The 12,229-nt window shown below is 36.7% G+C and carries 12 protein-coding genes; 6 read left to right on the top strand and 6 right to left on the bottom strand.

What is annotated here, in order from left to right; genetic code table 11:
* Positions 1–171: 171 nt before the first annotated feature.
* From guaA to queD, 4 genes are all read left to right on the top strand, one after another.
* Positions 172–1,794 carry a glutamine-hydrolyzing GMP synthase gene (gene guaA, locus K2F26_RS11270; protein WP_220611543.1) on the top strand — a complete coding sequence of 541 codons (1,623 nt, stop codon included), beginning with the start codon at positions 172–174 and terminating at the stop codon, positions 1,792–1,794.
* Between the two features lie 254 nt (positions 1,795–2,048).
* Positions 2,049–2,345, top strand: coding sequence for a DNA methyltransferase (locus tag K2F26_RS25060; RefSeq protein ID WP_251073314.1), 297 nt, complete (start codon positions 2,049–2,051; stop codon positions 2,343–2,345).
* Positions 2,346–2,386: 41 nt separating this feature from the next.
* Positions 2,387–2,941, top strand: a complete 555-nt coding sequence (gene yhdJ, locus K2F26_RS25055) for an adenine-specific DNA-methyltransferase (protein ID WP_251073313.1) — start codon at positions 2,387–2,389, stop codon at positions 2,939–2,941.
* A 214-nt stretch (positions 2,942–3,155) separates the two neighbouring features.
* Entirely contained in the window at positions 3,156–3,617 is a 462-nt protein-coding gene (gene queD / locus K2F26_RS11260) for a 6-carboxytetrahydropterin synthase QueD (protein ID WP_220611542.1), read from the top strand.
* 269 nt (positions 3,618–3,886) lie between these two features.
* On the opposite strand, the gene cdf31 is transcribed toward queD, so the two are convergent.
* Positions 3,887–4,792 (bottom strand): CDF family zinc efflux transporter Cdf31, encoded by a 906-nt coding sequence (gene cdf31, locus K2F26_RS11255; protein ID WP_220611541.1) that lies wholly within the window; start codon positions 4,790–4,792, stop codon positions 3,887–3,889.
* A 275-nt stretch (positions 4,793–5,067) separates the two neighbouring features.
* Between cdf31 and K2F26_RS11250 the strand changes: the two genes are divergently transcribed.
* Complete coding sequence (locus K2F26_RS11250) at positions 5,068–5,418, top strand: hypothetical protein (protein ID WP_220611540.1); 351 nt, start codon at positions 5,068–5,070, stop codon at positions 5,416–5,418.
* 418 nt (positions 5,419–5,836) lie between these two features.
* Here the strand turns inward: K2F26_RS11250 and K2F26_RS11245 are convergent, their stop codons facing one another.
* The 3 genes from K2F26_RS11245 to K2F26_RS11235 form a co-directional block, all read right to left on the bottom strand.
* On the bottom strand, positions 5,837–6,073 hold the full coding sequence (locus K2F26_RS11245) for a DUF4327 family protein (RefSeq protein ID WP_096568309.1): 237 nt from the start codon (positions 6,071–6,073) through the stop codon (positions 5,837–5,839).
* Between the two features lie 845 nt (positions 6,074–6,918).
* Entirely contained in the window at positions 6,919–7,317 is a 399-nt protein-coding gene (gene rbfA, locus K2F26_RS11240) for a 30S ribosome-binding factor RbfA (RefSeq protein WP_096568313.1), read from the bottom strand.
* 115 nt (positions 7,318–7,432) lie between these two features.
* Entirely contained in the window at positions 7,433–7,639 is a 207-nt protein-coding gene (locus K2F26_RS11235) for a DUF751 family protein (protein ID WP_220611539.1), read from the bottom strand.
* A 181-nt stretch (positions 7,640–7,820) separates the two neighbouring features.
* Here K2F26_RS11235 and K2F26_RS11230 point away from each other — a divergent pair, with 181 nt between their 5' ends.
* Entirely contained in the window at positions 7,821–8,669 is an 849-nt protein-coding gene (locus K2F26_RS11230; protein ID WP_220611538.1) for a DNA adenine methylase, read from the top strand.
* A gap of 1,187 nt (positions 8,670–9,856) precedes the next feature.
* On the opposite strand, the gene K2F26_RS11225 is transcribed toward K2F26_RS11230, so the two are convergent.
* Both K2F26_RS11225 and K2F26_RS11220 read right to left on the bottom strand, forming a co-directional pair.
* Positions 9,857–11,074 (bottom strand): HetZ-related protein, encoded by a 1,218-nt coding sequence (locus K2F26_RS11225; RefSeq protein ID WP_220611537.1) that lies wholly within the window; start codon positions 11,072–11,074, stop codon positions 9,857–9,859.
* 384 nt (positions 11,075–11,458) lie between these two features.
* Positions 11,459–12,118, bottom strand: coding sequence for an L-threonylcarbamoyladenylate synthase (locus tag K2F26_RS11220; protein WP_220611536.1), 660 nt, complete (start codon positions 12,116–12,118; stop codon positions 11,459–11,461).
* Between the last annotated feature and the right edge of the window lie 111 nt (positions 12,119–12,229).

Here is a 12,229-nt window from a genome sequence, read left to right as displayed (position 1 = left end):
GATTTTTCGCTGTTAATAATAAGCCAAATTTATCGGCTACACAGACGCGACACCTGTTGCGTCTATGTATTTAGGTACTTGAAACAGGTTTTTAACCATCAGTGACCTAAAAAAGCCAGAAATGGTAACACATCTTTTCATTGTTATTCTCAAAGACACACTTTCACCATCATGAATACAGCGGTTACTCTACCAACCGAAGCAGCACCCCAAAACCAGGAAAATATGGGGCAGTTAAATCGCCAAATGATTGTTATTCTAGACTTTGGTTCTCAATATTCAGAACTAATCGCTAGACGTATCCGCGAGACTCAAGTATATTCTGAAGTGCTATCCTATCGCACCACAGCAGAACATTTACAGAAACTCAACCCCAAAGGGATAATTTTATCTGGTGGTCCAAATTCAGTTTATAGCGAAAACGCGCCCCATTGTGATCCAGAAATTTGGAAATTAGGCATCCCCATCTTAGGCGTATGCTATGGGATGCAGTTGATGGTAAACCAACTGGGAGGAGAAGTCACCAAAGCGGATCGGGGTGAATATGGTAAAGCATCATTATATATAGATGATCCCACGGACTTGTTAACCAACGTCGAAGATGGTACAACCATGTGGATGAGTCATGGTGACTCAGTGACAAAAATGCCACCAGGGTTTGAATTATTAGCACATACAGAAAATACTCCCTGTGCGGCTATTGCTAATCATGATACAAAACTTTATGGTGTACAGTTTCATCCTGAAGTAGTACATTCCCTGGGTGGTTTAGCATTAATTCGTAACTTTGTTTACCACATCTGCGACTGTGAACCCACCTGGACGACTGCGGCTTTTGTAGAGGAAGCAATTCGAGAAATTCGCGCTAGAGTGGGAGATAAACGGGTATTATTGGCACTTTCTGGCGGTGTAGATTCTTCAACTTTAGCATTTTTGCTACATAAAGCTATAGGTGATCAATTAACCTGTGTGTTTATTGATCAAGGCTTTATGCGGAAATTAGAACCAGAAAGATTGATAAAATTGTTTGAAGAACAGTTTCATATTCACGTAGAGTATGTCAACGCCCGCGATCGCTTTATTTCTGCTATTGCAGGTATTACCGATCCTGAAGAAAAACGCCGTATTATCGGCCATGAATTTATTCGCGTTTTTGAGGAAACATCCAAACGCCTTGGTCACTTTGACTATTTAGCACAGGGTACACTTTACCCAGACGTGATTGAATCTGCTGACACTAACGTTGACCCGAAAACCGGTGAACGAGTAGCAGTGAAAATTAAGAGTCATCACAACGTTGGTGGTTTACCCAAAGACTTAAGATTTAAACTTGTTGAACCTTTGCGGAAACTGTTTAAAGATGAAGTTCGTAAAGTAGGCCGTTCCATAGGTTTACCAGAAGAAATTGTTCAAAGACAACCCTTCCCCGGACCTGGTTTAGCGATTCGGATTTTAGGCGAAGTGACAGCAGAACGGTTAAATATATTACGTGATGCTGATTTAATTGTCCGCCAAGAAATCAATCAGCGCGGCTTGTATCATGACTATTGGCAAGCCTTTGCCGTATTATTACCTATTCGTAGTGTGGGTGTAATGGGTGATAAACGTACTTATGCTTATCCCATAGTTTTACGGATAGTCACTAGTGAAGATGGGATGACAGCAGACTGGGCGCGTGTACCTTATGATGTTCTAGAAGCGATCGCTACCAGAATTGTAAATGAGGTAAAAGGTGTGAACCGTGTGGTTTATGACATTACCTCCAAACCACCTGGAACTATAGAATGGGAATAGGTGACAGGTGACAGGTGACAGGTGACAGTAGTATGGGTTTAGCAGTGCTAAACCCCTACTCTCTCCTGACTGCTAACTTCGGGAAAAAATTTATTTCTCTGTGTTCTCTTTGTCTGGAGTGGTTTGTTTTTTAAGTAGCTGGTTGCAATTAAATATAAAATGTGGGATGGGCATCTTGCCCGTCAACAGGCTAGAAGCCTGTTCCACTATCTAACAATTAATTAAGCCTACTTACTTAAATTCTGAGATAAATTATGATTCAATCTTATGAAAAACAGGGAAATATCATATTTCATGGTGATACAATCAACATATTAAAGAATCATATTTCCTCAGAAACAGTAGATTTAATAATTATTGATCCGCCTTATAATATAGGTAAAAAATTTGGTGATTTTTATGATAAATGGGAATCAGAAGCAGAATATTTAAACTGGTCATATCAATGGTTAGATGAGTGTGTTCGTATTCTCAAACCAGATGGTACAATTTATGTAATGTCTAGTACCCAAGCAATGCCTTATTTTGATATTTACTTGAGAAAAAATTAACTATTCTCAGTCGGATAATATGGCATTATGATAGTTCTGGTGTGCAAGCTAAAAAATACTTTGGTTCAATGTATGAACCCATTTTACATTGTGTGAAAGATAAAAATAACTATACTTTTAATTCAGATCAGATAAAAATTGAAGCAAAAACTGGTTCACAACGTAAATTGATTGATTACAGAAAATCTGTTCCTACTCCTTATAATACAGAAAAAGTTCCTGGGAATGTTTGGTATTTTCCCCGTGTGAGATATAGAATGGAAGAGTATGAAAATCATCCTTCACAAAAACCAGAATCATTAATAGAAAGAATGATGTTAGCAAGTAGTAACAAAGGAGATTTAATACTTGATCCCTTTGCGGGGACTTTTACAACTGCTGCTGTAGCTAAACGTTTAGGAAGAAAATATATTAGTATAGAACTGCAAGAAGAATATTTAAAAATTGGTTTAAGACGGGTTTTAGAATGGACAGAATATCAAGGAGAAAAACTTTTATCACCACATAAAAACCATCATATCAAAAATAAAAATGGTAAAAAACTAGATTGTGACTTTATTCAAGGGAGTATTTTTGATGCAAATAGTCTGGCATGAATTTACACAAACAATAATTGATATCCTGGATGAATATTTTCCGGGATATGGAGAGATTGTTTTTAAATTTTCTCACCTCTTTCTTTGTGTTCTTTGAGTCCTTTGCGGTTCGTTATATAATTTGGCGCATCTTCATACAGAATTGGTATGAATATTGATGAAACACTTTCTTTGTAAATACACAAATATAATATATATAATATACAGGAGTAGAATGACTAATAATCAATGGTTAATAGGTAAAGAATTTCGCTTTGAGGCAGCACATAAGTTACCTTACCATGACGGGAAATGCGCTCGGTTGCATGGACATAGTTGGCGTGGAGTTGTTTATATATCTGCTAATACCTTAGTGGAAGAAGGTGCTAAACAAGGGATGGTGATGGATTATTCAGATATTAAAAAATATCTCCAACCCTTACTAGATAATTATTTAGATCATTATTATTTAAATGAATCTACGGGTTTGGAATCACCAACCAGTGAAGCAATTGCAGCTTGGATATATGATAAATTAGAAGAAGCGGGATTACCAGGATTAACAGCAGTGAGAATTGATGAAACTTGTACATCTATCTGTTTGTATTCTAAAAATCGCAGATCAGGTTGGTTAAATTCTGGTGAAAGTTGGAATTTACTGTTTTCTCGTGAAAGTGATGATGATGGTGGGGTGTAAGTAGGGCTTGCTGAATAAAGGCAAAACCCAGATAAATCAAAGGTTTGGGGCTGAACAATAGGAAACAAAGTGCAAGATTTTTGAAGGTTAGACCTGAAAAACTGTGCATTTTGGGGCTAAGAAATCCAAAAATTTGGGGATGACAGATAGCTGAAACTGTTCCCTGTTCCCTGTTAAGAGTTCCCTGCCTCAACGGAAAGACTTTTTCAGCAACCCCTACTTACATGAAAATATCCTGAAAATGAAAATATCCTGAAAATGAAAATATTTTAAGTTGCTCCATTTTCAAAGGTAATACTTTCAGATTTATATGCTGGTGGCTCAACATGAATTAAAATTCTCACTGGACTAAAGCGTTGTTGTAGTTGACTTTCTACTTCTTCGGTAATACGGTGAGCAGTTTCTACATCTGGTGCATCTACTATTAAGTGCATTTCTATAAAAACTTGACGACCCAAAACACCACGAGAAGCGATATCATGGCAATTAATCACACCAGGAACAGAAATTGCGATCGCATGAATAGCTTCAGGAGCGATCGCCATCTGATCCACCAACCAAGGTAAATTCTCTTTTAAAACTGACCATCCACTCCAAAATACTAACAAAGCTACAGGAAAAGCTAACACCACATCTAACCATTGAAAATTTAACCACCAAATTCCTATTAACCCCCCCAAAACAGAAATAGTCACCCACACATCACTCATTGTATGTGTAGCATCAGCAATTAAAATTGAACTACCTACCCGCCTACCAACATTACGTTCATAAAATGCGACAAAAATATTTACTCCTAATACAATTAGCAATAACCACAACTCAGAACCCGATATTTTTACAGGTGAACCACCTTTAATAATTCTCTCAATAGCTCCTTGGAGAATTTCAAAACAAGCTATTCCTAAAAACGCCGCTATTCCTAAAGCACCCACAGCTTCAAATTTATGATGTCCGTAGGGATGCTCTCGATCTGGGCGGGGGGAAGAAAATTTACTAGCAACTAATCCTAAAACATTATTGGCGCTATCTGTAACACTATGTAATGCGTCAGCCAACAAGCTCAGAGAACCTGTTGAGTACCCCACAAATGCTTTGAGTCCCATTACGAATAAATTGAGGAGAAGGGTAATAATTAAAACCTTTTGCACTTCCGCACGGTTATCGTAAGTCATAGCAAATTGATCACATCACGATCTATAATTTCTACTTTAAGACCTAAAGCAAAAATCAACACAAATAAAATGTCTCAAAGTCTTACACTGTAACGAATATTCTTCTCTATAAACTCTCAATTTTTCACCAAATTATTGAGATTTATTTTTAAATAAAATCAGCTAAAATCCCATGCCATAATACCCATGAAAAAATTTTCAATTGTCAATTGTCAATTTTCAATTTTCAATTGATAATATATCTAATTACTAAGAAGTTTTAATCAAAAAGCCTTATGTCTTCTACCCCTTTAACATTAAATCTAGCAGATGGTTCTATATCTTTCAGCTTCTCACCCGCAGCAGCAAGAGAATTAAAAGCAGCAATAGATCAATTAATGCTCAGTCTCAAAGCTGTTGCAGCTAAACCCACAGCAGGTAGTAAAGTTACTCCCCAACCTCCTTTAGAATATCGCTACACAGGAGAGATATTTTTAGAAGTTTTTTGTAATCCCAATATCTGGCCTACCCCCTTTGCTGCAAAAGTGCTGTTAACAGTTCGTAATGTTGGTATTCGCTTAACCACAGAAACTGAACTCACTCGCATGATTGAGGATATTAACCAGTATTTAGAACAGGTGGGATAGGTGATTGGGGACTGGTGATTGGGGACTGGTGATTGGGGACTGGTGATTGGTGACTGGGGACTGGTGACTGGGGACTGGTGATTGGTGACTGGGGACTGGTGACTGGGGACTGGGGAGAAATATTTACCTTGTGACTCCTGACTCCTGACTCCTGACTCCTTGAACTCCTGACAAAAAATATACTTGTCCAAAGCCATGAACTCTGGACAAGTATAAATAAAATAATGACTACTGATTCTAAATCACGATGGGCTGGCTGAGGCCATCGCCAAAATCGCTGACTGGAAAAGTAGTATAAATTCAGACTTTAATTGTTCTGTGTTCATAGTTGAGAATAGATGATGGACAGGTAAATATTTCCTGTTAGATCCACACATCAAAAATCAACACCCGATTTAAAACCAACCTTGGATTCTAATTAGTCGTTTTCCCATTCTTCACGACCAATTAAATCCCCAATGCGATCGCGCAATAAAAAGTCACACTTCTCCAATTCATATTCAACACAAACCCACTCTCTAGCAGGAATGTATTGGCAGAGTGTATATATTGGCTGTTGACGGCTCACCATTCCCTTCTGCACCAGTTGGCGTGCTTCGTCCTGGATTACGTCGAGAGAGTAGTAATTGATAGAAGGCACCGTATTCACACTCATTGTTTTTACTCACAAATTTACATTTAGATAGTATTCCCGATTTTCATCAGGAAAGAAAATGGCAATAATTTAGACCTGTGGCTAGGTTTTGTAGTTTGCTATACGGAACTATTATCATTTTGACGCTATACACCTGTAAATTATCTAAAGAAATGTTAAGTTTGTCAAGGAAACACAACATTAAGATTAACTCCATTTACAATTGTGCATCTTAACATCCAGAATTTGGCTGATTGATAATGCCTTGCAGCTACTATTAACAGGTTCACACTTTGATATCTATATACCTATGGTTACAATTTAATCTCGTATTTTCTCATGTTATGTATCAACAAATCATGATTGAGATTCCCAATAATTACTTTTAGCCTTTGTCAAGCCTTTTCTAGCCAGACTATCATGGATTTTTACCAAAAAAATATACCTGGTATTTTGTGCCGGAAATCGTTATATTTAGTTGCTTTTTATACTTAATATTATATAAGTGCGACACATAGATTTGCAAAATTTAGATACATCAGGCTATTGCCAATCTAATATCTAAAAATTTGAAATCTTACCACAATGGCTAAGTTACACCACTAAATTTTATAGCCAGCATTTGTTAACAATTTTTTAAACATTTTTTAAAAATTTTTAAACTGTGCTGGTTTCTATTTGTGAATCTTCGTAATCAGTGATACAAAATTTAATTAACAAAAAATTCATCTTATAATTCCATTAAGTATTTTTAATTTTTTGATTTTTAATTTTTTGATTTTTAATTACATCAACATAATTAAACGTAAAATAGATGATAGATCCCCGATTTTTTCAAGAAGTCGGGGATCTGGATATTAAGTTAACTATTGGGAAAAATCTTCCTCATCTTCTGCAATACTTTCTGTTTGACGCTCCTGCTGAAGTTGGTTTAATAAACTCAGCACTTTAGTACCACGTTCAAGAGAGCGATCCTCCACAAAGATCACTTCTGGAGTACGACGCAGCCTTACTCTAGCACCTAGTTCACTACGGACATAACCAGTTGCTGATTTTAAACCCTCCATTGTTTCAGCCTTAGCTTCCTGAGTCCCATAAATACTGACGAAGATTTTAGCGTGTTGCAAGTCACCGGAAACATCTACATCGGTGACACTCACCATTCCTGTACCCACACGGTCATCTTTAATACCGTTGAGCAACATTTGGCTAACTTCCCGTTTAATTAATTCAGCAACGCGGGAAACGCGGCGATTTGTAGCCATATAAATTCCGCCTTCTCACAGAGGTTGTACGATATGATATAGATGCAAATTCAGGATAATAGCTGTAAAACTTACAGCAATTGCCCTGATGTTTAAACCCTATTCAGGTTTTAGTTTAGATTGTACTCAAACCCAGCATCGCCCGGAGAGTCAAAGTTACGAAAAAGAACCCTCCTACTAATAAACCAAGGACTGCTATTAGAGTAACTGGGCGTTTTAAAAAAGGCATCAATGGCTGAAAGGTATTCAGCAAAAGACCTAAGACGATAGTAACCAAGTACCGGGGGTAGCGAAATACGTTATCCCAAAATCCATCAAACATTTGAATATAGACTGCCTTGTTATAAACTATAGTTTGTTTTCAGGTGCTTATTTAATTTAATTGTAGTCTATAGGGTTGAAAATTGCTCAATTCATATAAAATAAATAATTGGTAATGGGTAATTGATAATTGGTAATTGGTAATTAGTAATTTTAATAGAAATATAGAAATATAAATATATATGATTAGTAAAGTTTCTCAAACAACTTACCCGCGTCCTTTTTTAAAGTGGGCGGGAGGTAAAAGCAGATTGATTTCTCAATATCAAAAATATTTTCCCACAAATTACCAGAATTATTATGAACCCTTTTTAGGTGGAGGGGCGGTTTTTTTTCATTTGCAACCACAAAACATATTTGCCCAAGCTTTTTTAACTGACATTAATACTGATTTAATTACTACTTATCGCTGTGTTAGAGATCATGTTGATGAGTTAATTGAACTTCTACAAAAACACAAGGAAAAACATACTAAATATCATGGAGATTATTATTATAAAATACGTTCTAATTCGCAAGGAACAGATTTAGAAAAAGCAGCTAGGTTTATTTATTTAAATAAAACCTGTTTTAATGGTTTATATCGAGTCAATTCTCAAGGTAAATTTAACGTACCTTTGGGTAGATATCAAAATCCTGGTATTTGTCAGGAAGATGTTTTAAGACTTGCATCAAAAGCACTTGCTACAGCAGACATTGAAAACGCAGATTTTACCACAGTTTTGAATTATGCTACTAGCAGTGATGATTTTGTGTTTTTTGATCCTCCTTATCATCCTGTGAGTGAAACCAGTAATTTTACAGCTTATAGTAAATATTTATTTGGGGAAGAACAGCAACAACAATTAAGAGATGTATTTGCAAAATTGGCTCATAAAGGTGTTAAGGTAATGTTAGCAAATTCAGATTGTGATTTTATTCGTGATCTTTATCGTGGGTTTAATATTCATACAATTTCCGCTGCCAGATTAATTAATTCTAATGCTAATAAGCGGGGTAATATTAGTGAGGTTTTAGTGACTTCTTATTAGAGGATGTCTGAATCAGGATATCCAGGATTTAAGGATTTTCAGGATGTTTTTGGATGATTATTGATTAATAGTCTAAATTTTGATTGTCTGAGAGGATGTTTTAAAAGTCGCTGATGGTGTATCAAATATTTATAGATCCCCCTAAATCCCCCTTGAAAAGGGGGACTTTGACTCTAGTTCCCCCCTTTTTAAGGGGGGTTAGGGGGGAATGGCTACGCCACGCTTCGCTATCATGAAGTGCCTAAAATCACGATCCAAAACTTTTCAAACACCCTCTGAATCAGGATATCCAGGATTTAAGAATTTTCAGGATGAAATTTTTTTAGTATTTTTAATATATTTTTGGGAAAATTATTTAAAGATTCATTTATAATGAAAATAATGATTGAGATGTTTTTGGAGTTGATAAAACTTACTTATTAACTCTTGCTAAAATAGCAAAAAATAAATTTCTTATCATTCAATATTCACAAATAATGTATCAATTACCATCCTGAAAATCCTTAAATCCTGGACATCCTGATTCAGACAAAAAAGATTTGAAAAATCAAAATATCCCCAAATTCTTGTTTGATTGATATTTTATTGACATGAATTATTTAAAAAGTTGGGGTTATACTTGTTTAGATAAATTTATTATGATTCAATATTTACAGATAATTGATCAATTAAAATCCTCTAAATCCTTAAATCCTGGACATCCTGACTCAGACAAAAAAGATTTGAAGTAAGTAGGGCTTGCTGAATAAATGTAAAACCCAGATAGAACAAAGGTTACAGGCTGATAAAGAGGAAAAAAGTGCAAGGGTTTTCAAGGGTATACCTGAAAAAGTGTGCATTTTTTTGGATTTCTAGAGATAGTAAAGAAATTTTCAAACCTCCTCCTGACTCCTGACTCCTGACTCCTAACGAAAAGACTTTTTCAGCAAACCCTAAGTATTCAGCTATAGCAATTTTTGATATCCAGATCCCAGACTTTTACGATCAATTCACAATTTATTGACAGGATAATAAAAGAATTCGGGGATCTTAATTTTTAATTTTTAATTCTTAATTTTTAATTGTGATAACTACTTCTCTAATTCTCCCGTGATGGGGGAGAAATAGAGGAGAAGGTTATTTTGTAGAAACAGGTGTATAAGTTGGCTAGGTATGCAGATAAATGTAACAATTTCACCAGAGAATGATCAGGCCTTAACTTCAACATTACCGTTGCGGATAGCCCAAGCTAATTCTAACATTTGAGTCCAGCGTTTTTGTAGCTGTTTGGGAGTGCATTGTACAGCCTTAGCGATCGCTTGATCATTTTCCTTCGCAGTTTTCAATTCAAAGATTTTCTGTTGCTGTTCAGTCAATTGATTCCAGAACACTTCCCATTGTTGAGAAGACAAACCCAACTTATGTTCTAAACCAGCACCCAACCATTGATGTACTAATTGCCAATGATGCTGTTTAGCGAACTTTTCAACATGATATTTAAATCTTTGTTGCAAATAATCACGTTGACGACTAGTTAAACCTAAAATTTGGTCAATTTCCGGTGCTGACAAATCTTGAAGTTTCAAAGACAAATAATTCATACAGTCAGCTTGGCCTTGAGACTCCAGATACTTCATCAACTCTGTAATTACGCGATCGCGTTCCGACTCCTCAGAAGGATCAAAACTAGGTTTAGCAACCATCTGGGATCTAATCTGCTGCACCGCTAAATTACGTTGATAAGACTCCGCTTCTTCAGTTTTAGCAGAATCAACCGCCATTTCAATATCAACAGTAGTTTCCTGGGGTTGACGACGAGCAAAACCTTGAGCGCGTAAAACAATTAACTGTTGATTAGCACCACCAGGTAAATTAATCCGACGTTTAGCATACTGTTCCGTAAACGCCATATACTCAGCTAATTGTAACTGAGTCCGGGGAGTATAATCTTCAGCTAATTCATTTTCCCGACGAAAAGCTTTAATCGCTTCGATATAAAAAGCTTGGAGAAAATCCTCAATCAGATTATAACGAGCTTCAAAGCCCAATTCAGAGCCAGCAAGAGTAACGTGACGATAAACAATAGCACCTAAACTACTATGTAACTCTACCCTTCCTTGCCGAGAACCCAACTGATAGTAACGCAAACACTTTTGTAAACGATGTCTTGCTAAAGTAATCTGCCAAGACCTAACTTGCCCAGAAGTTTGAATGCGGGAACTTTTATCACATATCCGTTCTACTTCTTTGGTAATGCGCTCTGATACAGATTGCACGCATCGAGATGAAGCCTTGACTTGAGACTGCATTTCCTGACAAAGAAGCTGCACTAAAGTCTCAGAATTAGTAGCTGATAAATCTTCACTTGAATCATCACTATCAAAAGCAGTTGTAGAATTTGGCAGATTGACGAAGTTAGCTTTCATGACTTTTCCTGGAGTTGGTATTGCACCTTAACTAAAACGCAGACACAGTTCTTACGTCCAGTCATCATCAGAGAATCTTGCTGACATACATCTATCAAGACTCGCCGCAGATACTGTTGACATATAAGACTGTAGGAAATTTCAGAAGTTAAGGGGCCTGTCAAGTATGTCGCTTTTTTGATCAGCAACCAGATTAAAGGTGAGATATCGGTATGGAGAAGACGCTAAAAATGATTCAAACCCTAGCAATGCTGATATTTGCCGCCATCTCATTTTCCGTGATCCCAGAGTTTTTTGGTATGACAATTTCAAAATTGGAGTCAAAATTGGAGTATATTTATCACAATTTGCGAAACAGAGGGTTGAATCTGTAAAGCTCAATTATTATACCCAAGCTGCTGCTGCTTCCCAACCTAAACCCCTCCGTGTAATTATTGGTTCTTCATCCGTCAAGTCTAAAATGGTAGACACTTGATTCGTAGGTTCTTCACCTGTATCAATAATGATGTCCACCAAGTGATCTAAACGGTCAAATAGCTCTACTCTTGACAGAATAGATTCAGAATCTACTCCTAATATTTCATCATCTGTGTCATTGTGTGGTAAATGTGCCGAAGTGGAAATAATCGGATTTCCTAACGCTTCCAGCAATGCCAAGCATACCCTATGATCTGGCACGCGGATTCCTGTTGTTTTTCGCTTAGGACTTTGCACCAGTCGCGGTACTAATTTGGTAGCAGGTAGCAAAAAAGTGTAGGGACCTGGTATCAAACGCTTCATAATCCGATAGGCTGTATCACTTACGAAGGCATAAGTAGACACATTAGAAAGTGAAGGACATAAAAAAGTCAGTGGTTTATCATTGGCTAACTGCTTAATTTGTCTCACTCTTTCCACCGCCAACTTAGCATTCAAATCACAACCAATGGCATAGACTGTATCAGTAGGGTAGAGCATGATAGCGCCACTAGAAAGCGCCAACTTTATATCCTCTATACGGCGGTTTTGAGGGTTATCAGGATGAATTTCAAAAATCTTGGCCATAGCAGGTGACAGGTGACAGGTGACAGGTGACAGGTGACAGGTGACAGGTTATAGGTTATAGGTAACAGGTTATAGGTTATGGGTTATAGGTGAATAGTATTTGCAATCACC

The organism is Sphaerospermopsis torques-reginae ITEP-024 (genome assembly GCF_019598945.1).
In the GTDB taxonomy this organism is placed as follows: Bacteria; Cyanobacteriota; Cyanobacteriia; order Cyanobacteriales; family Nostocaceae; genus Sphaerospermopsis.
This window is presented reverse-complemented; position numbering and strand designations above follow the sequence as displayed.

What these genes read in the sequence shown, in the direction of transcription:
- guaA (WP_220611543.1), top strand. Translation starts at nt 172, where the DNA reads ATGAATACAGCGGTTACTCTACCAACCGAAGCAGCACCCCAAAACCAG.
- K2F26_RS25060 (WP_251073314.1), top strand. Translation starts at nt 2,049, where the DNA reads ATGATTCAATCTTATGAAAAACAGGGAAATATCATATTTCATGGTGAT.
- queD (WP_220611542.1), top strand. Translation starts at nt 3,156, where the DNA reads ATGACTAATAATCAATGGTTAATAGGTAAAGAATTTCGCTTTGAGGCA.
- cdf31 (WP_220611541.1), bottom strand. Translation starts at nt 4,792, where the DNA reads ATGACTTACGATAACCGTGCGGAAGTGCAAAAGGTTTTAATTATTACC.
- K2F26_RS11250 (WP_220611540.1), top strand. Translation starts at nt 5,068, where the DNA reads ATGTCTTCTACCCCTTTAACATTAAATCTAGCAGATGGTTCTATATCT.
- K2F26_RS11245 (WP_096568309.1), bottom strand. Translation starts at nt 6,073, where the DNA reads ATGAGTGTGAATACGGTGCCTTCTATCAATTACTACTCTCTCGACGTA.
- rbfA (WP_096568313.1), bottom strand. Translation starts at nt 7,317, where the DNA reads ATGGCTACAAATCGCCGCGTTTCCCGCGTTGCTGAATTAATTAAACGG.
- K2F26_RS11235 (WP_220611539.1), bottom strand. Translation starts at nt 7,639, where the DNA reads ATGTTTGATGGATTTTGGGATAACGTATTTCGCTACCCCCGGTACTTG.
- K2F26_RS11230 (WP_220611538.1), top strand. Translation starts at nt 7,821, where the DNA reads ATGATTAGTAAAGTTTCTCAAACAACTTACCCGCGTCCTTTTTTAAAG.
- K2F26_RS11225 (WP_220611537.1), bottom strand. Translation starts at nt 11,074, where the DNA reads ATGAAAGCTAACTTCGTCAATCTGCCAAATTCTACAACTGCTTTTGAT.
- K2F26_RS11220 (WP_220611536.1), bottom strand. Translation starts at nt 12,118, where the DNA reads ATGGCCAAGATTTTTGAAATTCATCCTGATAACCCTCAAAACCGCCGT.